Raw genomic sequence first — 22,442 nt, forward strand, 5'->3', positions numbered from 1 at the left:
TATTTTACAATTAATAACAAGAATAAATACAACTTATCTAGTTTATTATCAAAAGGTTACGCATGATCTGTCTAGTCGCGGGATCGAAACCCTAACTAAGTATCCTCTATTGGACCCCCGTTTTCACACAGCCTCTTAAATCGGGTGCTCGATATATCTATTTGGAGAACTCTACAGAGAGTACAGAGGTATTACCAAAGATTTCCATGGGTTTGACGGCGTAGTCAATTCTCACTTTTCCGTGGGCTTTCAAATCAAGTTGTATGCCTGTCCCCATGGTAAAGCCTTCCTGGTCATAGTTGTAGCGATACCCACCACGGAAATAAACCATCTCCTTCACGGCATATTCTGCCCCCAGATTGATATGCTCAGGACCATCATTGGGATGCTCTGCATCCAGGGCCAGGGTCAAGCGGCTATTCTGGCTGGAAATAAATGCGTCTCTTCCACCCATGACATCCATGCTGAGTCCAATGCGAATCATGAGCGGCAGGGGCCAGGGTTCGGTTCTCAGGTCGACATCAGTACTATAGTTACCGTCGATGTCATCATCGATGTCCGCCTTCAAAATCAAATCACGTCCACTGAATTGAAAATCGCCACCAAAATTGGATAAGGCCATTCCGATTCTGAGCCCATAAAAATCGGTGCGCAAAATGGATCCCACATCTATAGCCACGGTTGAAGCGCTTTCGTTGTAAGCATTCAGCTGAATAAATTTTCCAGTAATTCCCATGGATAGGCGATCGGTTACCTGGCGGGCATAGGCCGCGCTAATGGCGATATCCATGACATTATAGACCAGACCTGTACCATCGGGGTTTTCAAGGGTTCGTACGGGCTGTTCACCCATGGTCAAAGCAGAGATAGCAAAGCCGATTCTCTCATTGGTACGGCCAGGCAGGATGAGACCGACATAATCATGGGTAATATCCAGGAGCCAATCAGTGTGACTGGCAGAAGCTGTGATGCTGTTTACCCCCAGCATTCCAGCTGGATTCCAGAACAGGGAACTACCGTCATCGGCCAGGGATACAAAACCGCCCCCCATGGCTGCAGCACGTCCACCAACACCCATTTTTAAGAAGGGTGCCGCTGTGGTGGCCACCTTGTCAAAGTCGGCCTGAAGCACGCTTGTCAGGCTTAATATCAAAATGGTGAGAGTAATTATGGGTCGACAGCTAATCAGCTGAGCCCGAGGAATCGAGCTATCGATGCCCTCTTTTACAGTTCCGTTTTCTGTAAGTAACTGCCTATCGGCCTTCGTGTGCTTCGAGAGCCTCAGCATGACACTCCGGCCTTTCAAGCCTATTACATAATTTAACATCATTACAAATCGAAGAAAATTGAGAGCGATCCCTATCATTTGATCACCAGAAATCTTCCCACCGTCTCATGACCGTCGGGTGTTTCAGCATGATAGAGATACACGCCAGGAGCAATAAATTGATCATTGCGGGTGCGCATGTTCCAGAAGGCATAGCCTGAACTGGTCTGACTGTCACCTCCGTGCTCCACGGTATCCACAAGCTCGCCCAGGATGGTGTAAATCTTGATGGTGCAGTTTGATGGCAAATTGGTAAACATGAGTTTTTTACCAAACTCATTGGTTTCCCAGGCATTGGTTACGATATAGGGATCTGGCACCACATAGACACCTTCAAGTGGATTCTCGGATGCCCCTCCCACAAGACCATTCTTGTTTAACGGATTAAAACGATAGGTGATTCCCGGCCTGAAAGGCTTGAAAGTAATGATTGAGAACTCATCTCCCTGCGACGGTGCCACCGCCTCAATGATCTCAGTTTCAAAATCCTTATTGATTGATGTGTCAGGTTTGTTGTTGGTGAGGAGATAGAGATAATTGGGCAGGGTATCGCCAGTGGTTTCATGAACATCAATTTTTTCCATAATGAGCATGTCGACATGTTTCTCATACCAGCCCCCTGATCCAGACAACCAGCCCGATCCACCTGGAACCAGATCCCAGCCAATGGGGCTATAAAACATGGGACGGATCTCAGCCGGCATCCCATGATTGAACTCCGCCAGGATTAAATGCTCTGTGACATCGATGGGATTATCAGGATCGGTGATTACTTCAACGCGTAAAGGAAGATGCTGTGTCTGATCACTGTACTCACCTGAAAAGGCATCCAGCCAGATTGCCTCAACCCCTGTCGCATAATCCACGATGAGACGCCAATCGTCAAATGTCTCAACCTCACTCCCAACGGCCTGTCCAGAGGGAACCAGATTTGGATACTTGCTCTCAATGCGCCAATCAAAGGTACAGGTGTCACCGGTAACCTTGGTCCAGCCTAATGTTTCAACTCCCGTTGGAGGACTTTCCAGATAGATGACCAGCCCATCCAGCGAAATGGTGTTTGCATCGCTACCATCAATGATAAACTGTTGGTTGACCAGGGTGTCACCTGTGAGGGCATTGAGAACCGATGCTGCCATGCCGCTTACTGACTCACCGTCAATGGTGACATCGACCTTATCAAAACCAATCAAATAATTCAGATCCTTGAGTTGGCTTGGATCTTCTACTTCCACGGTGACCACGCCCTGACAATCACCACCCAGGGCTTCCAGGCCACCAAAACTTAAATCCTGGGCCAGCTTTCCCGGGGTCACGCGAACTGTGTGTTTTTCGTGCCAGGATTGTCCCTGGGCATTCATATAGGATGGGACTGGGTTGGCGGGATCGTCCTGATTACCTCGATCATAGGCTGAAACACTATACCAGTATTCAACACCATTCACCAGATTGGAGTCAGTAAAGGTGTGGAACAGTCCTGAATTATCACCCAGGTTCTGGGGAAAGGCCGGATCTGGACCAGAAACATCCACCCCATATCGCTCCATATCTTCTTCTTCAGTGTAGTCGAACTGTGCGATGGGATGATATCCAACTGTATTGCCATAGGCATCGGTGATGGGTCGTCCCCAGGTCAGGCCGGCATCGGAGCTACGATATACTCGGTAACCTTCAAAATCCTGGTCCCCTGTCCAGGCATCTCTTGAACTTTCGGAGCTGCCATCCCAATACAGTGAGATATGTCCATCACCGGGAACCGCGTGCACCTGTGGGGGATCGGGAGGTCCGGATCCCTGGAAATACAGTCGATACATATCTTGTGCAATACGGACATTCTGCATGAGGTCTGTGGTATCAGGGCTGTCTGGAACGCTACCGGCATCACCCATGATGAGACCAAAGGACAGGGTGGTCATTGAATCAGCTTTGAGATCGAAGGGTCCACAGGAAATCACGTAGTTAATACCATTTCCTATACGGGCTGGTTCGCCGGCATCAGAAAAGGGTGGATAGTAGGATTCGATGGTGCTTAGATCCTGACCCGTATCATCAATGCGTGAATTGCTGCCATGGAAATAATATTGTGAATCAACCAGGTGCTCTGAGTTCTGCTTGCTGCTCATGAGGGCCCACATTTCCTGATCAGTGGAAGGCGAGGCTTCTCTTGAAAAATGATGAAAGTCTGTAATGCCCAGTTGTCCCGGTGTATCAAATACCTTTATCCCAACCATTCCCAGGGGATCATTGGTTTCATTCCAGGCACCGTTGAGGGTGTTGTTTATATCATAGACATACACCAGATCCTGAATGCCATCATTATCACTATCGATGAAATTCAGATAGTCATGGTTGTCAAAATCAGGTCGAAATTTAGCATACAGACCAATATAAATGCTGTCCAGATCTTCGGCGGAGTCATTGAAGATTTTTAAATCCCAAAAAACAATGTCCTCGGCATAACTACGACCATAAGAATAAGCTGTTTGCTCAACAGTGAGACCATGACTGCCCTGGGGGTTCTTGGCATCGTTGTAGGTGGCGAACAGGTCGCGATCCGAACTGAACTGATTGGGGGCATCTGGCAGACTTAAAGCGCTGGGGTGGTTATCCAGCTGTTCATCCGTCAGGCTGTTGACATCGACGCGGAAATATCCTGGCCAGCCCAGGTCAGGCCAGGTCTGGGTAAGATCGCTACTGGCCATAAAGGGTGTGTCGTCAGATTCGGCGACCACCTCGCCTGAAAATTCTTTTCCCCGAGCATCGTCTGGGGGTAGCCAGTCCAAAATTTTTGATTGGCTCTGAGTTTCGGTTTCAATAACATCGTCTTCGTTAACACCCACCATAAAACCCAGACCGAATGAGTACTGGCGCTCATAGGCAGCAGAGGCTGGCCAATGGACTGCATTGGTGAAATAGACATGGAAGCTGGACAGGGTACCAAAATTTCCCGTATTGACCTGGACCTGGCCCTTATCCATAACACCCACAGCCTTCTGGAAAATGCCAGCTGATTTTTGCAGGGAGGAATACTCGTTTGGCCTATGACATGAAGCGCAATCCTGAGCCCGGAGTGGATTTATCAGAAGCCAGAGACCCAGCGATATGAAAATCATTCTTTGCATTACCACCCCACGCTAAGTCCAGCTTTTATAGATCGCCCGCGACCCAGTTTGGCTGGATTCAAATTACTATCATCGCCACCGCCAACCAGACCTGAACTACCCTGATCAAATGGTTTGCCTGTACGACTATTCACGGCCAACACATTTTCATGATTGGTTAGATTCATAATCTCTAAAAAGAGTGCTGGTTTTAGACCACCCACATTGATCTGTCGCCTCAACCTCAGATCCAGGCTGTAAATCCAGGGTTTGCGGGCTGAGTTTACTTCAACCTGTATGGTGGGGTCCACATAAGGTGTATAGGGCAGGCCGCTGGCAACATTCAAGAGCAGGTTTGCATTGGTGTTTGCCAGGGGTCGCATCCCCAGGAATTCGCCACCGCTTTTTGGTCCCCCGCGGTAGGCCAGGTTCAGGGAGAGATCATGGCGTTGATCAAAATCCAGATAGTATTCTTTATGGGGTATTTCTTCGTTTTCATATGCTGAAAAATAGCCTGCAATAGGTGTTGAATTATTCCCCCTGGCCACTGAAACGGTATAACTCATGTTTGCGCTGAAACTCTCACTAAAGGCGCGGTCCAGACTTAAATCAACGCCCTTTACACTGGCGTAATCTGAGTTGGTGTAGACCACGACGGGAATGGAGATGATGCGATAGGATTGTGTGGACAGGAGGTCCCGGATGTCCTTGGACCAGACCGTGGCGGTTAATTTGGTAACTGGTGAAAGGGCCTGTTTCACACCGACTTCAAAAGCCACTGTTTTTTGTGGTTTGACGCCAGCATTCCCTACCAGTGGCAGGGCTGCGGAAATATCCTTGTCTGCATTATAGGTCATGGCCTTAAAATCAGGACTCTGGAAAAAGTGTCCGTATGAAAAATGGAAGACGGTGTTTTCTGTCACAGGGTATGCCAGGCCAATTCGAGGGCTCCACTTGCTCTCTACAGGAGCATCAATAACAGGTGCTGAGACCCAATTCTGAAGGCTGGAATCCCAGAGGGCAAAACGGGTGACGTCTTCCCACATTCCAATCCGGGGATCGATGCGATCATAGCGCAAGCCAAGATTGAGAATGAGGTAGTCAAATTCGATTTTGTCCTGGAGAAAAAAGGACAATTCTGTGGGTGTATAGGTTGTGTCATCTTTAAAGTTGGTCCCGCCAAGCCAGGGGTCTTCTTCTGTATAAATCTCCAGCTCATGGGCGGCATAATTGAAGCCGCTTTTAAGGAGGTGGTCACCAGTGGCAAAAGTGGTATTGATATTCAGGCTTTTTGTGTGGCTGAGATTATCTGTGTAAACGCCCTGGTTTCCAGAAGCATAGAAGTAGACTGATGCATCGGTGAGAGGACGCTCATAATCTTCAGGACCCAAGTTGGCTACACCGATTTTCGTCCCCACTGTCTGGCTGGACAGGTGCACATTGTAAAACCAGGCTTCTGAGAGTGTGTGGGTCAAATTGAGAGATATTCTGTCGTTGCCTTTGTAGATATGTTCATTGCTCTGGGGTAGATACTTCCAACGGTGGGAGTACTTCTGATACAGTCGGCTTGAACTGTTGAGATGAGCTCCCAGTTTGATCTGGTCGGTGAGTCTGTGGCTAAGCCGCAACTGTATATCCTGACTCATTTCACCACCATGTGGCAGGGGGCTTTCTTCCGATGTAAATAAACCAGATAGATAATAGCTGGTTTTTCCAGGCAAGGGTCCGCCCAGACTAACACTGAGCTGTCCACTCATGGGCATTCCCAATAAGGGAATCAACGCCTTGGGATAGAATCCATCTGGGGCATTGTTGTAATAATCAAACAGACCCTCTCGTAAATCGATATAGTTGAAGGCGGTATCTTCATCGGCATAATTGGTGTCCAGATATTCAAAAGCGCCAGATTCATGGTACTTGTAGGCATTCAATTGATCTGAGGTGTATTCGATGCGTCCGTGAAACGTGTCGCCACCTTCTTTGGTCACGATATTCACAACGGAGGACATGGCCTGGCCATATTCAGCATTAAAAGTTCCGCTGATGACGGTCATTTCCTGGATGGCATTCTGGTTCACCGTGCCACTAAAATCACCTTCCATGGGATCGCGGACAATGACGCCATCAATCATATATAATATTTCTTTGGTGCGGCCCCCACGGACATGGATTTCGCCACTTTCATCAGTGGTAAAGCCAGCCTGGGTCGCCAGAACATCATTAATGTTATTCACGGGCATGGAGATGATGTCGTCTGCACTAATCACACGTATGGTAGCGGTTGCGTCTCTTTGAATAAGGGGTCTTGTGGCAATGACGTACACTTCTTCCCGAGCATCCAGTGTCGCAGGCTCCAGGATTGCATTCACTTTGGTGGTGAAGTCTGAGACCACCTGGACATCCTGATGAACCGCGATTTTGTAGCCAATCATCATGAATTTGATGGTGTAGGTACCCGGGGGTACATTGAGAATAAAGAATTTTCCGTTTTCATCGGTAGCCGTACCCATCTGGGTTCCATCAATGACCACATTCACACCCACCAGAACACCCTGATCGTTAGAGCCTACTGTTCCAGATATTTTTCCGCCTACACCAGCAAAGGCTAATTGCTGTAACAACAGAAAGACCAGGAGGAGGAGTGAGCGCGAGAATATTTTCATTTCAGCAACAGGGGCCGCCTCAAAGAAAGGCGGCCCTCTTTGTTAATTGTTATTTGAGCATGAGCATGTTACGGCTGACCTGCTCACTACCCTTGCTGAGAACAGCAATGTAGTTTCCAGTTGCAACGATCTGCCCCTTGTTGTCTCTTCCATCCCAGGTCAGCTGGTAGCTACCTGGCTGAATGCGACCCTGAGCTAAAGTTGTAACCAGCTCACCTTTGATGTTGAAGATATCCAGTGAGGCCTCTCCCGCTTCATGCATCTCAAATGAGATTGTGGTAGAAGGATTGAATGGGTTGGGAAAGTTCTGCTGCATGGTCATGGTCACAGGACGATTATTCTCACGATCAATAGCTGGAATAATGGCCGTTGGACTCACGACATAATTATCAAAATATCCAGCCAGTCCATCCACACCATTCTGCTGGAAAGCGTAGAGACCGGGCTGTCCCATATAGGTGTGCATGTCGCTGTCGTCAACATAGGTGCCCAGGTCGATCTCGTCATAGAAGCACTGGTAGGAGACAGAACTGTCAGCGAGATTGGTGTGGACAACAACCTGCATGTGATGCCAGCCCTCGGTCTTGTCTACACCAGAGGCATCAATACTCTCGTGGAAGCTATACTGGAAGGTGGAAAAGTTGAGCTGGTTGTTGTAGAGACGGAAGCGATTGTCCCCATCAAAATCAGCTACAAGTTTCACATAATAGCCATATGAATGGGGTCCCTGATGGGATGAGTCAGCATAGGCTACGATACCCGTATAGGCTGAAGTGGCAGCATTTTCATAGACATAGACATCGGCATCTACGATGTAGTCGGCAAACATGGTTTCGCCTGTGAGCAGAATGGCAGCTCCTGAGTAGGAGTAGTCCAGATCCTGGATGTATCCAACCTTGTCACCACCACCAACGAGAACGGCTGGTGCGTTGGCCATATCAATAGCCTGAATCATTTCTTCATCGATTCGATATTGTTGCCACTCACTCACATCGCCATCTTCAAAATCTTCTGCATGCTCCAGCTCTGATGAGCCGCCATTGGGTTCAACCATAAAGTTGTCAAAGTATCCAGCCAGTCCGTCAACACCATTCTGCTGGAAGGCATAGAGGCCGGGTTGTCCCATATAGGTGTTCATGTCGCTGTCGTCCACATAGGTTCCCAGATCGATTTCATCATAGAAACACTGGTAGGAAACAGTGCTGTCGGCTGGATTGGTATTGACTATAACCTTAAAGTGATGCCAGCCCTCCGTTTTGTCCACACCATCGGCAGAAATACCGTGGTGGAAACTGTACTGGAATGTAGAGAAGTTGAGTTGGTTGTTGTAGAGTCGGAAACGGTTATCACCATCAAAATCAGCAACGAGTTTCACATAATAACCATATGAATGAGGTCCCTGATGGGATGAGTCAGCATAGGCTACGATACCCGTATAGGCTGAAGTGGCAGCATTTTCATAGACATATACATCTGCTTCAACGGTGTAATTGGCGTCGGTTACTTCTCCATCAAGGAGAATGGCAGCCCCTGAATAGGAGTAGTCAATATCCTGGATGTAGCCAACTTTGTCACCACCACCGATGAGAATGGCAGGTGCACTGGTCATATCGATAGCCTGGATCATTTCCTCATCTGCGCGGTACTGTGACCATTCGCTGATGTCACCATCTTCAAAATCTTCTGTATAGGCTTGACCAAAAGCCAGGCTGGCGGTCAGGACCAATAGGATAAAAGTAGTAGCGTTTCTTTGCATGGATCTATCTCCTCGATTGATTTTTTCTGTAGATTCTATTTTTTGGGGAGTGCTTGATGTATCTGACTTGTTTATCCAAGCAGATTGCCCAGCATTTCCTCTATTTCATTCTCAGTAATGGTTTCACGGTCCTTGCCCAAGAAGACCAGGCCATGAAAAAGACCTCCCATGGCTTTCATAATCAGACGGGGCTCCATTTGGGGAAATTCGCCCTGCTTGATACCCTGCTCAATAAGTTCCATTAATACCTTATATAGGCGATTCTGATAAGCCTTCCATTCGGAGCGCTCATTTTCTTCTCGGGTAAATGATTGGGGGGCCTGGAAAAGGAATTCATAGAGGGGACGATCGGTGTTCACCATCTCGGCGATCTTTTTTAACATGGAGATGAATGTCGCACGCGGGCTGTCACCACCCACTGCGATTTCTTCCAGTTCTCGCCAGAGACTCAGCCATCCATGGAGGAGGAGGGCCGAGAAAATTTCTTCCTTTGAGGTGAAGTAATAATAGAGCGTCGCTTTTCCAAAACCTGAAACGCGGGCAATTTCATCAATCTTCGCCCCCTCTAATCCTTTTTCCTTAAACACGGTCAGGGCGCCTTGTAGAATCAACTTTTGACGAGCGATTCTTTCGGCTGATTTTCGATCTGTTGTCGCAGTATTTGTCATCTTACTCTGCCCCTATATTCGATTATTCGAACGCTGGGTCGAATAATAGCAAAACCGGTGCCATAAAGAAAGGTTTTTAATGGCAAGTATTGAATTTATAAGGCGTTTTGGGGGTAAATGGACCTGGGGTCATTGCCTTCCCAATCAAACCATTGTAGGAACCCGTTAGCTATGCAATATTCTGAGGTGTTCCTGGTCATGCTGAATATTTCTATAAGGAGAAGTTGGATTGTCTGTAAAAACAGCAAACAGTGGCATGCGATAGGGGTGGATAGTGATAAAACAATTTACATTCCTCATGGCGATGATAGCTGTACTCCTCCTATGGGCTTGTGATGGATCGCTCTGGTCAGAACCGAAAGACACAGGAAATAATTCAGAACACTGGGCTCCTTCAAATCTCACCGTGATACCATTTGGCGATACAGAACTCAATCTCGTGTGGACGGACAACTCAGAGTTCGAATCAGGGTTCCATATCGAGCGTAGCTTGGGAGCACAATTTGTAGAGTTGACCAGCGTGGGGCCCAATGTTACAAGCTACTTGGATACTTCACTCGTTTTTGGGAAGCGTTACAACTATAGAGTAGCTGCCTACAATAGCACTGATACAAGTAACTACAGCAATATTGTCTCTGTCCCCGCTTGCTTGAGTTGTACCGTGGATGTCGATGGCAATATCTATCCAACTATCCAGATTGACGACCAGATATGGATGGCTCAAAACCTAAGCGTCACACATTATCGAAACGGGGATGACATATCCCTTAACACCAGGGCTGATGACTGGACCGACGTCAGCACCGGGGCGATGTGTTACTTCAATAATGACACAGATAATGCAGAAAGATTTGGCGCACTCTATAATTGGTATGCTGTCAGTGATGCCCGCAATATTGCCCCAGAGGGGTTTCGTGTCCCTTCGGACGGAGACTGGCAAGTGCTGGAAAGGGCCCTGGGAATGGGCTTTAGTGAAGCTGCTGAAACCGGGTATCGGGGGCTGGATCAGGGGAGTCAATTGTCGGGGAATGCCAGTCTGTGGTCAAGTGGGTCTCTTCGTGACGGGACAACCTTCGGAGAGAGCGCGTTTGACGCCTTGCCAGCCGGATACCGCGATCTTAGTACCGGCTCATATATCGGTTTGGGAAACTACGCCTATTTCTGGTCTTCTACAGTGAGCGGTGCTGGAGGGGCATGGTACCGTTGGCTGGATTACGCCCATTCAGAGATCGGCAGATATTACGATTTCCGAAAAGCCGGATACTCAGTAAGATGCGTCAGAGATGTTCAGTAACTTATGTAGAAGTGACCACCCTATCAATCGAAAATAGGAATATAGTTCTGGTTTTGACTTTTCCACAGTCTGAAGACACACAAAAGCAGACACCGGCAACCTGCTGATTCTCAAACTACCACGGAGACCCAGAACGAGCCTGACAATCCCACCGTCAACGATTCAACCTCAAAAGGGATATTGGAAACCAGCAAAGAGTGACCTGACCAACTTACCGGTCTCTATTAGTCTCTCACAACCTCGTCCCCGGATTCACAAAATACACTAACTTGATCATCTTAGCGCCCACATCAGTGAGCTCCCACTGTTCATTTCCAATGTTGTAGTAGAATAATGCTGGCTCAGCAACTCCATTATCCATTACTTTGGTGGAATTCTACCAGAGATACAGCCCACTGATAATGGCTTCCCAAAACTGAGGAATATCCGTCGAGCCCTACATAGTAAGGGTTCTCTCTTTTAAAGTTCAATCCTTAGCGGGCTGGTGAGGGCCGGCCACTGACCTTTCGCTACGTTACGGCTACCCTTAAAAACCAGATAAGAGTATTTTCCATAATGTGGAACCAATTGGCCGATACGAGGCAAAGACCCCAGATCGTCAGAAATAACAACCAGCATTTTTGCAGCTATCTCTTCTTCCTCCGAACTCAAAATAAAGGTATGACCAACCCTGGGAAAGGACTCACCATTTATGGTAATGCTGGTGTCGTTCATCTCGATTTGTTTCGAAAGCTCAGGTGGAAGTGTGGTGGGATTCAGGGCAAAAATGGCGTAGTTGCCTTCCTGGCCCACAGACACCGCATCATTTATTGATGCTGGTGTGATATCACCCTCTGTGAGGGCATCGCCAAATAATTTTAACGCGTCCTTATCGCCTTCTCTGTAATACCAAAAGTGTTTTTCAGCAGCTCCCATTGTTGCAGCAACCGTTGCCTCAATCTCCTGGGGATAGAGGTGACGAAATAAATTGTAGTCGGGATCCAGCTCAAAGGCAGATGCCTCACCAGAGACTGCGAAATCAAAGATGGCTTCTTTGCTAGTGAGGACGACCTGACCATCTTGCTCATCGACGCCCATGAATTTGACTGGAATTTGCAGATTATAAATATCCTCACCCATTTGTGAAACCATGAATTTTACCTGGGTCTGACCAGCTACAAACTCTGACTCCAGAAGAACAACCTTGATTTTGGCAGCACCCACCCGATCCACCCACTGGGGAATGATATGGCTCAGGTCTTTTCCAGAAGTCTTTTCGTACGCTTCCAGCCATTTTTCCCAGGATACCTGTTGCCCTTTGTTTTCTGCAAAAACATTGCGCCAGGCCTGGAAGAAGGCTTCTTCACCGACAATCTCTTCAATCATATGAAAGATCATCATGGTTTTATTGTAGCCAATGGTGCGGCTCTCAGCATTGTGACGAGCTTCAAATTCACGGACAGGGAATTCATTCTCTTTGGTGACATAGCTTTTATACTGTTTGAGAATGTCTTTGCGGTAATCCTTGGCGCTGGCAGGGCCACGTTTCAGTTTATAGCGATAATCGGCACCATAAACAGTCAAGCCTTCACACCAGTTACCATTTTTATAGTCCACATAAATACTGTTGCCCCACCAGTTGTGAAGCACTTCATGACCCAGTGAGGTCATAACAATAAAGGGCAGCCGAATAACCTGTTGTCCCAGAAGCGTCCAGGCTGGCATGCCGTAGCCGGTTGGGAAAAAATTCTCAGCTACTGTAAAGCGATTATAAGGGTAAGCTCCAATCAAATCGAAGTACATGTTCATATAGTCTACTGTTGCGGGTAAATAGGTTTCAAAGAGACTGGTGTCTTCTTCAAAGAAATAACAGTAAATATCTACCTCTCCAGCCTTGGCGTGTTTGACGCGAAATGGTGCTGCCATAAACATGAGACCATCGGATTGATAGGGGTTCTTCCAGGACTGGATTTTTGTGTCTCCTGCACTGATGCTGGCAATACTATTACCATCAGAGATAGATTCCCAGGTTGAGGGTATGGTCGCCGTGACCTCAAAACTCATGAGACCATCTTCTCCACGAGGATAGTAAAACGCACCGGGGCTAAAATAAGCGCCCTTGTCCAGGATGGTGCCGGTGACCTCTCGACCTACATTCTGGTTGGAGAATTTTACATCGTCCACCTCGTCATTAAAGGTGGCTGAGTATTCCAGTGAAAAACCTGTTTCTTCAGCCCTATCATGTTCAAAAAGCACCCATAAGGCTGCCCTTTGCGGGTCTAATGCCTCAATTTTGGCAGTTAATTCAGTGTCTTGCTCTACGAGCCGAATTGAGTCAAGCAACATCAAGTCTGGTGAAGTATTCCCAATGGTCAGTTTTGATATGTGAGCATTAGGTGCGATATATAGCAGGTTTACCCCCTCAAACACCTGTATTTGCCCGGAGTCTGAAAAGATTGCCTCGTGGTTTTCCACATTTATACTAAAATCCAACTTATGTGATTTAAAAACCACTTCATTAACAACCTGGGTCTGACAGGAAAGCAACAACATGGCTATCAGGCCGGCATAAAGGAATCGCTGTAAAGGTTTCATGTCTTACCTCACTACAATAGAAATGGCGTTTTCTGGGGATAGATATTTGTCGGCAACACGATTCACATCTTCAAGGGTGACAGCCTTGAGGGCATCCAGAAAAGTCTGGTCATGATTCATGTCATCCTCAAAGAAAAGTGACGTTCCCAGATAATAGGCCTGGTTGATACTGGACAGGCGTCTAAACATCATGCGTCCAAGATACATGTTGATGGTTTTCTGAACGTCATCTTCACTTAACTGACCCAGAGTCTTTTTGCTCATAAGGGATTCGAATTGAGGCAGGAGAATTTCAGCGTTCTGGGGACGTGTGCCCAGACTCATATAGAAGAGTGCCTTGTTATCCCGGACTGCTGATGTGGCTGTCATGCGATAAACCAGGCCCTGTTTTTCCCGAACATCAAACGTAATTTTATCAGACAATATAAGACCGAGAGCTTTCAGTGCTGCTTCGTCACCCGTTTCAATGTCTTTTACATAACCCCAAAACAGATAGGTGCGCTCACCGCCACCAGGAACATCTATGGTGACAGGGGTGGCTGGTTTGAGATATGATTTTTCCGTCAGGGGATATGTTTTAGCTGGTGAATTTGAGCCTGCAAGAAGCAGCCTGGAGACCACATCTTCCGCTTTGGGAGATACCACGCTGACCACACGATTGTCCGGGCTGAAATAGACCCGAGCGAATTCAACAAGACTTTCATAACTCAGGGCCTTTTCATTCTCCTTTGCTGCAGATCCATACAGGGTTGAATCAACCAGGGCATCAAAGAGGTCTTTTGCTTTGTCCTTGCTGCCATGCATCATGGATTGAGAGAATTTTCCCCGGGCAATATTGAACTCTTCTGAAGTGGGTATAAAACCATTCATCTCCGCCTTCAAAAAGGCAATGGTGCCAACAATATTATTGGCCAGTCCCTCAACACGGATATATCCAAAGTCAGGATGGAGATAGATGTTATCCATGGGAATCCAGGGATTGTCATTAACCGTAAATTTCAGACCGAATTTTTGACTCTCAGCCAGTTTTTCCGTGCTCTTCATGCGTTGACCAAAACAATCATGGAGATATTTGGCGGCATCTTTACCAAACTCAGCTTCATATGCTGATTTATATTTAAAAAGGTAATGAATGGCCAGCAGTTCTGAGCCAGGGTTCTGACGAACGATAAGACCCATGCCTTTTTCAGGTGATTGAACCAGGCTGGTCTTTATCTCGCCTGAAACGCCAGCTGATTCAGCACTTTGAGCATGGTGGAAGATGACTGTGGGCTCCATTTTCATTCTGAAATATTTCAAAGCACCGGCAGCTTCACTGAAGTCTCTGGCGGTTGGAAGATCCAGAACCCCATCGATACCGGAAACTGCCAGATCAAAGGCATTGTAAATCCCAAACATATGGGGCTTTTCAACATTCTGGAGAAAAGCCGTCTTTTCTTTGGTGGCCATGGATGCCAGGGTGGTTGAGGCAATTCTGAATTTGGTTTTGTTTATGGCCCGGTTGAGTTCATTACTGATCTTCCTGGCATTGTCTTCATTTTTCAGATTTAGCTTTAGCTCGACATAATTGGCGATGGGGCTGGAATGGATTTGTATGGAAAGGCCATCGACTGTTTCTGGCCAGGCTTCCTTGAGGTTGGTTTCCATTGTGGGCTGAATGTCCTTAAGGGCCATTTCCAAAAGCGGCATGAAGCCCTTGGGGTACTTATTTTCCAGAGGATAGATCTGATGGAGGGTGGGAACTTCTCCGCCATAATATCTGTCCAACCAGCTGGACTCAGACAAGGGTGTGGCGACTGGTTTGGTCATGCCTGTTTTCAAAATAGAGTCTGTAGGTCTAAAAATTGAGCCCGGTGCTGCCGACCCATAAATTCTATTGATGTCCTCCAGCATGGTGGCAGAATCAAAATTTCCAATGGCGCTAAGGATCATGTTGTTGGGGCGATAGGTTGATTGGTAATAATGGTTCACTGCATCCCGGGTCATGTGTTCAATGGTGGCATAGGTTCCCAGGGTTGGCAGGGAAAGCGAGTGACCTCGATACAATTCAGCAGATAGATTGTATTCCATCTGGGTTGCAGGCTTGGAAAGACTCTGTGCTATTTCCTCAAGCACAATGCCCTTTTCTTTTTCAAACTTTTCTTCGGGCAGGATTGAGTTAAACAACATGTCAGCCTGAATTTCCATGCCGGCAATCTTGTGTTCAGCAGGCATGACCATCATAAAATTAGTGTAATAGTCACCTGTATTGGCGTTGTTGTAGCCCCCTATCAGGTCTGTGGCATCATAGAGCTCCCTTTGTGTTCTGGTCGTGGTGCCATTGAACAGGAGGTGTTCCAGCATGTGACTCATACCGCTGGTTTCATAGGTCTCATAAGCGGAACCCGTTTTGATAATCACATTTACGCCCACCATGGGCAGGGCTTTGTTTTCGATGAGCAGGACATCCATACCGTTATTAAGCTTGTGAATGGAAACACCTGGTTGAGCAGCCATCCCTGCTGATATCGTGAGCATGAGTGCAAAAGAGATTGTGGTTTTTTTCATATGTGACTTCTTTCTCGGGTTGAGTTTATTCGTTCCAATATTTGGGTGTCGTGCCAGGCCAGGCGAGGATTCGAATCCTCGCTTGGGCAAACAGGCAATATTTATTGGGGGGTGATCAATACCCTGGCACCCATTTCAGGGGGTGCTTCAATACCCAGGAGAGCCAGGACGGTGACGCCAATGTCAGACAGACATCCGTCAGACAATTCCACATTCAAATGGGATTCATCGGCGATATACAGCAACTCCACGGGATTGAGGCTATGACTGGTCCTTACCGCTCCAGTCTCATAATCAAGCATCTGATCCACATTGCCATGGTCCGCTGTCATGAGTATCTGCCCATCTCGGGCTAATATTGCCGGGATAATCTGGGCAATACATTCATCCAGAACCTCAACGGCCTTCACGCCTGCATCAAAATTGCCAGTATGTCCCACCATATCACCATTGGCATAATTCACCATGATAAAATCATACTTATCTTCATCAAGTTTTTCTAAAAATCGCTCGGTTACCCGATAGGCTTCCATTTCAGGATGATCGGCAAAGCTGGCGGGGTCAAAACGACCCTTTAATTCTTCCCGATCTTCATTTTTATAGGGAGTGGTCAGCTTGCCATTAAAGAAGCTTGTGACATGGGGAAATTTCTGGGTCTCAGCCATACGCAACTGGTGCAGACCTGCCTCAGCAATGAGTTGACCGACAGTGACTGAGGGTTCAGAGTCAGCTCCACCAGCGTCAGCCAGTAGAAAGTTTTCAAAACCATCATAATAGGCCGTCATACCAGCATAGATAATATCCAGCTTTACTTTGGGGGTTCCGGGATAGTCTTTTGCCGTAAATGCCAGGGTTAATTGGGTCGCCCGATCCTGTCGGTAATTGGTGTGCAACACGACATCACCATCATGAATCCCTGTATAACCTTCCATGACAAAGGGTTCGATATATTCATCAAACATGTCTTCACCACTAGGGGTTTTATCATTTTCCCAGGAGGATTGAATGGCATCTCCGGCAGAGGTCATGGGACGGCCCTTGCCTGAAACGATACATGCATAGGCTCGATCTGTTATTTCCCAGACCTTGCCTCTATCCATACCATAGTAGCGGCCCATGAGGGTGCCAATGGAGACATTTTGAAATTCTGCTATGACACCTTCAAGCTTACTTAAATGTTCAAGAGCTGAACGTGGCGGTGTGTCACGTCCATCTAAAAATGGGTGAATGACTATTTTGCCTGCTGGATACTCTGCGCTGGCCTGACGAATAAATTTAAAGAGATGGTCGTAGTGAGCATGGACACCCTCATCCTGTAACAAACCAAAAAGATGGAAGGTGGATTCCCTGGCCTGCCACTGCTGCATCATGGCCTTCCATAGAGCACTGTTGTAGATCTGACCACTTTCCAGTTGATCATTGATGCGTTTTAGTTCCTGAATCACAACCTTGCCGGCACCCATGCTCAAGTGCCCCACTTCGCTGGAGCCTTGAAAGCCTGCAGGGAGGCCTACTGCTTCTCCAGAAGCTCCCAGGAGGCTACGAGGGTATTTTTTACGGTATGCATCAAGATTGGGAGTATTGGCTGCCAGAACGGCATTGCCTTCAATTCTTTCGGTGTAACCCACACCATCGAGAACGATAAGTACAACTGGTTTCATATATTCAATTCTTTCTTGTTAAACAATTTCATCACTGTCGGGAATTTAGGATTTGTTGGGGCCTTGGGAACCGCGAATTACGCTAATTGCACGAAAGGGGGGCTGAGTTTAGTGAGTTATTGAGTGTATGCGTTTGTGAGTTCTGTGGATTAATGGCATCTTGCTCCCTGTCTTTTGCGGGGTTCTAGGCTGCTTCCCACAGCCTTGGGACCTTGTGCTTGCCTGTCTTCCATAGTGAGGCACAGCAATCGATGTGATCTCCAGTCTATCCTCTCCCCAGGAATCCGGAGATTGCTTCGCATACGCTCGCAAAGACCTAAGACGAAATCCCGATACTTGTGTTTGGATCGCAACGACATTATGGAGCGGCCCAAATCTGTCTTCGCAAGGAGGCGCAGCCGACGAAGCGATCTCGAACTTTCTATTACCCGGGGAGCATGAGATTGCCGTCCTTAATGCATAATATGGCTGGGATTTATCTAAACGCCGGGGATTGGGCTTTCACCCCTACCGTTTTCACTTAATTTTCCTGCTATGACAAAGACAAGCAGACAAAGAGCAACTCTTGTTGGAGCGAGTCACATCGGTCGCTTCCATTGCAGGGGGTTGTTAAGCGGACAATCGCGATGAAATTAATTTTTAGCGAACTCATTCAGTTAGTAAGAAAAAAACAAGAGCGGAACATTTGGCAGGTTGTAAAATTTTTCATCGCGTTGATGGCGATGGTTACTATCTACAGCATCATATTTCACTTTTTGATGGCCCTTGAAAACCAGCAATTCAGCTGGATCACCGGATTTTACTGGACATTAACTGTCATGTCCACCCTTGGTTTTGGCGATATTACTTTTGCCACTGATCTGGGCAAGATTTTTTCTATCCTGGTTCTCATGTCTGGGGTTGTGTTTCTTCTCACCATGCTGCCTTTTACACTTATCCAGTTTTTTTATCTGCCGTGGGTGGAGGCCCAGGCTAAGGCCAGAGCGCCCCGACAATTGCCAGAAGGCACCAAGGACCATGTCATCCTTACAAGCTATGATTCGGTTACGATCAACCTTGCAGAAAAATTCCGCAAGTATAATTATGAATACGTTGTCGTAGTAGAGGATGTACAACAAGCTTTAGATCTTCAAGATTTAAACCTCCGAGTCGTGGTGGGAGAGTTGGGTAATCCGCAAACATACCAGCACTTGAAAGTTGAAGACGCAGCCCTTGTGGTTGCCAATGTCGATGATATGATGAATACCAACATCGCCTTTACCGTACGTGAAATTTCTCAAAAGGTTCCTCTCATCGCCAATGCTGATCTTGATGATTCAGTTGATATTCTTGAATTATCTGGTTGCACATACGTCTTTCAATTCACGAAAATGCTCGGACAGTCCCTGGCTCGAAGGGTTCTTGGCACAAGTACCAAGGCAAACGTTATCGGGAAAATTGGATCCCTTTTAATCGCAGAGGCCACGACCATGAGGACAGCTCTTGTAGGCAAAACGCTTATGCAGAGCGAGTTACGCAAGACAATCGGTGTCAATGTGGTGGGCGTATGGGAAAGGGGCGTGTTTACCATACCCACTCCTCAAACCCTCATCAAACCAACAACAGTACTTTTGCTGGCTGGGTCGGCTGAACAATTCAGCGAGTATGACGCAAAATTTGGTGGAGAAAAAAAACTCCAGAAGCTTGTATTGATAGTGGGAGGAGGCAGGGTAGGCCAGGCAGCCGGCGATGCCCTGCATGAGCGTAATATCGATTATCGAATTATAGAAAAACAAAAAAGCGTTATTGGCGATGAGCGCTATATCTACGGTAGTGCCGCCGACATTAATACGCTTATCCGGGCCGGAATCAAGGAAGCTTCTTCGATTCTCATCACGACTCATGATGATCCAACGAATATATATCTAACCATTTACTGCCGCAGGCTACGTCCCGATGCGCAGATCATCAGCCGGGCAAGCATTGACGGAAACATCTCCAAATTACACACTGCCGGAGCAGATCTGGTAATGTCCTATGCATCCCTAACCGCCAACACGATCATCAACTTGTTGAAACCTGATAAACTGTTAATGGTGGCAGAGGGACTCAACGTATTTCGCGTTATAGTGCCTTCATCCTATGTGGGCAAATCGCTGGCTGAAAGTCAGATTCGTACCAGGACCGGTTGTAATGTGATCGCTATCTATGACAAGGAGATAGAGAATATAAACCCAAGCCCTTCTTTCCTCTTTACCGAAGAAAACGAGTTAATTTTAATTGGCGATGTGGCAGCCGAAGGCCTGTTCTACAAGCTCTATTCAGAAATGAAAAAGATCAATGGTGATGGTGAATAGCTGATTAGTCTTGGCAACTTTCTTCCAGGGACTCCAGAACAATCTCCCAGGCTCTGTCGAAGTAAGTGTAGGCCTCATCCCACTTCTCACCCTCTAACCAGCCCAAATGATCTAGAGAGACCCTGGTTTTTCCGGCATCAATTTCTTCAAGCTGAATGACTACCCAGGTTTTGTGGGCATGGTTGCGAACTTCGGGTATCGTGGGTGGGGCGTTCCAGCTAAAAGACAGCATCTTGTGGGGTAGAAAGCTCAGCACTGTATTGCCCTCGCCACCCCTGGTGCCTTCAGGATTATCCAGAAAAAAATAGATTTCGTAAGGTCCACCAGGGATTAAGTCGACCTGGTTGTCTAAACCAATAAATGATTTCAGTCCGGCATGGGTGGTCCATTTATCCCAGGTCGTTTTTAGGTCAGCTGGAATCACCCTGCTTTTGTGGAGACACTTTTGATTCACAGTGTTAGTCGATACTATAGAGGCTCTTGTATTTTGCTTCCAGATAATCCATAAAGGGTTGGGCTGACAGCTCTTGTCCGGTGAGTTCCAAAACCAGCTCCTCGGCCTTGCGGCCTCTTCCAACCGCATGAATATTTTTCCTCAACCACCCAAGAAGTCCAGAGAAATCACCCCGGGCCCAGGATTCATCCAGACCAGGAAGATCCTGCTTGGCTTGATTATAAAATTGCACGCTATATAGATTTCCAAGGGTATAGGTTGGGAAATATCCAAAAGCCCCAAAAGACCAATGTACATCCTGGAGGACCCCTTCAGAATCGGTTGTGGGTCGCACACCCAGATATTCTTCCATTTTTTCATTCCATAATTGGGGAAGCTCTGCTACTGGAAAGTTTTCGTTAATTAACATTTTCTCAATCTCAAAGCGAAGCATGATATGCAGATTATACGTGGCTTCATCAGCTTCAACACGGATCAGGCTGGGTCTGACTCGGTTCATGGCGGCAAAAAACATATCTCGATCCGTATTCCTTAATTGATCTGGAAATTTTGCCTGAAGTTTGGGATAAGCAAAACGCCAGAAGGAAGGACTTAAACCAACCAGGTTTTCCCACATCCTGGACTGACTCTCATGGATACCCAGTGAAATAGACTGACCCAGGGGATTACCATATTCTTCAACCGGGAGACCCTGTTCGTAAAGGGCGTGACCCCCTTCATGCAGGGTGCTGAGCAGGGCGGATTTTAAATCATTTTCCCGAAGCCGTGTGGTGGTGCGAACATCTGTGGGATGCGTGCTGGTGGTAAAGGGGTGGGCAGAACGGTCCTGGCGACCGATATTGCTATCAAAGCCAATGGCTTGCAACATGGCCATGCCAAAATCCCACTGTGTATCAACATCGTATTCCCTAGTAAGCACACTACCATTTACCCGGTGTTTAACCTCACGAATATTGGCTATAAGGGGTACCAGCCTGGCTCGAATTTCTTTAAATAAACCGGCCACCTTTTCAGACGTCATGTCGGGCTCAAATTGATCCAGCAGACTGTCGTAGGGTGTGGCGCCAACGGCCAGATAATTAGCCTTCTCTTTCTGGAGCTGTACCATTTTGGTGAGAAAGGGTTCGAAAAAGGCAAAATCATTATCTTTTCTAGCTCTGACCCAGGCCTGCTGGGACAAAGACGCATGTTTCGCCAAATCGGTTACGAAATCAGTGGGGAGCAGGGATTCCTGGCGGTAATCCCGCCAGATTTCTTTGAGTTGACGGGTCTCGCGATCGCTGAGGGTCATTATCCTGAGTTCGCCGGTGTCGAGGTCAATGAGTTCTTCCAGAGCATTTTTTATCGGTTCCCCCACCAGCTTGGAATGCATTAAAGTGGTGATGTAGGCAACCTGTTCTGATCTGGCTGCACCAGCTCCTTCAGGCATGTACGTTTCCTGGTCCCACCCCAATAGGGCTTCAATTCCCTGTAGATGGCTGGCCTCAAGTAGTTCTTTTAAAATAGTTTCGCGTGGTTCCATGATTTGACCCTTAAGGATTTATATGTAGCTCTATTCTTTGGGAATTATGGAATAAAATAACATTAAATACAATTTTTGCCATGAATGAATTGAATCAGTTTTTGAGTTTGATGAGTTTAATGGGTTGATGGGTTTTACGATACTACGTGCTGTGTCTTGCTGAGGGTCTCGAAGCATGCACAGCCACCAAATTCAAAGAGATACGAGCGTATTAAGTTAGTGGGTTGGTGGATTCTATGAAATTTTTTTGGGCGGGGGTAGGGGGCAAAATATTATTACTGTTGGGTCTTGATATCCCGGACCACCTTTTAACCTGAAATATTTAGGCTCGCAGTGGTAATGAGGTGACAAATTTCACGTTTCAGGTTTCAAGAAGCCTCCTGCATTCTCTTTTGGGATTATTGAAGTTCCCCCGAAACCTGGGCTAAAAAGCTTCTAAAGTATTGGTGAGTAATGACTTGGCGGATTCTGCAAGTGGCGGAGGCTGTTTTTATAAAAAACGGGGGTACTTCGTATTGCCATAAAAAGGATAGCGCCCT

12 protein-coding genes are annotated in these 22,442 nt (G+C 47.1%); 2 read left to right on the plus strand and 10 right to left on the minus strand.

Annotated features, from left to right (window positions below; translation table 11 throughout):
* Positions 1–157 precede the first annotated feature (157 nt).
* From ISR87_13465 to ISR87_13485, 5 genes are all read right to left on the minus strand, one after another.
* Positions 158–1,288: a PorV/PorQ family protein gene (locus ISR87_13465; GenBank protein ID MBL7026450.1), complete on the minus strand. Its 1,131-nt coding sequence runs from the start codon at positions 1,286–1,288 to the stop codon at positions 158–160.
* A gap of 74 nt (positions 1,289–1,362) precedes the next feature.
* Positions 1,363–4,449 (minus strand): hypothetical protein, encoded by a 3,087-nt coding sequence (locus tag ISR87_13470; GenBank protein ID MBL7026451.1) that lies wholly within the window; start codon positions 4,447–4,449, stop codon positions 1,363–1,365.
* Positions 4,449–7,091 carry a TonB-dependent receptor gene (locus tag ISR87_13475; protein ID MBL7026452.1) on the minus strand — a complete coding sequence of 881 codons (2,643 nt, stop codon included), beginning with the start codon at positions 7,089–7,091 and terminating at the stop codon, positions 4,449–4,451. The genes ISR87_13470 and ISR87_13475 overlap by 1 nt, the downstream gene beginning before the upstream one ends.
* Positions 7,092–7,140: 49 nt before the next feature.
* Positions 7,141–8,847 carry a hypothetical protein gene (locus ISR87_13480; protein ID MBL7026453.1) on the minus strand — a complete coding sequence of 569 codons (1,707 nt, stop codon included), beginning with the start codon at positions 8,845–8,847 and terminating at the stop codon, positions 7,141–7,143.
* A gap of 71 nt (positions 8,848–8,918) precedes the next feature.
* Positions 8,919–9,515 carry a TetR/AcrR family transcriptional regulator gene (locus ISR87_13485; protein MBL7026454.1) on the minus strand — a complete coding sequence of 199 codons (597 nt, stop codon included), beginning with the start codon at positions 9,513–9,515 and terminating at the stop codon, positions 8,919–8,921.
* Positions 9,516–9,789: 274 nt separating this feature from the next.
* On the opposite strand from ISR87_13485, the gene ISR87_13490 reads away from it, so the two are divergent.
* Complete coding sequence (locus ISR87_13490; protein MBL7026455.1) at positions 9,790–10,809, plus strand: hypothetical protein; 1,020 nt, start codon at positions 9,790–9,792, stop codon at positions 10,807–10,809.
* A 459-nt stretch (positions 10,810–11,268) separates the two neighbouring features.
* On the opposite strand, the gene ISR87_13495 is transcribed toward ISR87_13490, so the two are convergent.
* The 3 genes from ISR87_13495 to ISR87_13505 all read right to left on the minus strand — a co-directional run bounded on the left by ISR87_13495 (position 11,269) and on the right by ISR87_13505 (position 17,591).
* Positions 11,269–13,383, minus strand: a complete 2,115-nt coding sequence (locus tag ISR87_13495) for a hypothetical protein (GenBank protein ID MBL7026456.1) — start codon at positions 13,381–13,383, stop codon at positions 11,269–11,271.
* A gap of 3 nt (positions 13,384–13,386) precedes the next feature.
* On the minus strand, positions 13,387–15,930 hold the full coding sequence (locus ISR87_13500; GenBank protein ID MBL7026457.1) for an insulinase family protein: 2,544 nt from the start codon (positions 15,928–15,930) through the stop codon (positions 13,387–13,389).
* A 101-nt stretch (positions 15,931–16,031) separates the two neighbouring features.
* Positions 16,032–17,591, minus strand: coding sequence for a 2,3-bisphosphoglycerate-independent phosphoglycerate mutase (locus tag ISR87_13505; GenBank protein MBL7026458.1), 1,560 nt, complete (start codon positions 17,589–17,591; stop codon positions 16,032–16,034).
* Between the two features lie 626 nt (positions 17,592–18,217).
* On the opposite strand from ISR87_13505, the gene ISR87_13510 reads away from it, so the two are divergent.
* Positions 18,218–19,927: an NAD-binding protein gene (locus ISR87_13510; protein MBL7026459.1), complete on the plus strand. Its 1,710-nt coding sequence runs from the start codon at positions 18,218–18,220 to the stop codon at positions 19,925–19,927.
* 4 nt (positions 19,928–19,931) lie between these two features.
* Here the strand turns inward: ISR87_13510 and ISR87_13515 are convergent, their stop codons facing one another.
* Together ISR87_13515 and ISR87_13520 are read right to left on the minus strand one after the other, a co-directional pair.
* On the minus strand, positions 19,932–20,381 hold the full coding sequence (locus tag ISR87_13515) for an SRPBCC domain-containing protein (protein MBL7026460.1): 450 nt from the start codon (positions 20,379–20,381) through the stop codon (positions 19,932–19,934).
* 4 nt (positions 20,382–20,385) lie between these two features.
* Positions 20,386–21,903: a carboxypeptidase M32 gene (locus ISR87_13520; GenBank protein ID MBL7026461.1), complete on the minus strand. Its 1,518-nt coding sequence runs from the start codon at positions 21,901–21,903 to the stop codon at positions 20,386–20,388.
* Positions 21,904–22,442: the final 539 nt, after the last annotated feature.

Source organism: Candidatus Neomarinimicrobiota bacterium, from assembly GCA_016784545.1.
Lineage (GTDB): Bacteria > Fidelibacterota > UBA8477 > UBA8477 > JABMPR01 > JABMPR01.

What these genes read in the sequence shown, in the direction of transcription:
- ISR87_13500 (MBL7026457.1), bottom strand. Translation starts at nt 15,930, where the DNA reads ATGAAAAAAACCACAATCTCTTTTGCACTCATGCTCACGATATCAGCA.
- ISR87_13475 (MBL7026452.1), bottom strand. Translation starts at nt 7,091, where the DNA reads ATGAAAATATTCTCGCGCTCACTCCTCCTCCTGGTCTTTCTGTTGTTA.
- ISR87_13520 (MBL7026461.1), bottom strand. Translation starts at nt 21,903, where the DNA reads ATGGAACCACGCGAAACTATTTTAAAAGAACTACTTGAGGCCAGCCAT.
- ISR87_13510 (MBL7026459.1), top strand. Translation starts at nt 18,218, where the DNA reads ATGAAATTAATTTTTAGCGAACTCATTCAGTTAGTAAGAAAAAAACAA.
- ISR87_13495 (MBL7026456.1), bottom strand. Translation starts at nt 13,383, where the DNA reads ATGAAACCTTTACAGCGATTCCTTTATGCCGGCCTGATAGCCATGTTG.
- ISR87_13485 (MBL7026454.1), bottom strand. Translation starts at nt 9,515, where the DNA reads ATGACAAATACTGCGACAACAGATCGAAAATCAGCCGAAAGAATCGCT.
- ISR87_13505 (MBL7026458.1), bottom strand. Translation starts at nt 17,591, where the DNA reads ATGAAACCAGTTGTACTTATCGTTCTCGATGGTGTGGGTTACACCGAA.
- ISR87_13470 (MBL7026451.1), bottom strand. Translation starts at nt 4,449, where the DNA reads ATGCAAAGAATGATTTTCATATCGCTGGGTCTCTGGCTTCTGATAAAT.
- ISR87_13465 (MBL7026450.1), bottom strand. Translation starts at nt 1,288, where the DNA reads ATGCTGAGGCTCTCGAAGCACACGAAGGCCGATAGGCAGTTACTTACA.
- ISR87_13480 (MBL7026453.1), bottom strand. Translation starts at nt 8,847, where the DNA reads ATGCAAAGAAACGCTACTACTTTTATCCTATTGGTCCTGACCGCCAGC.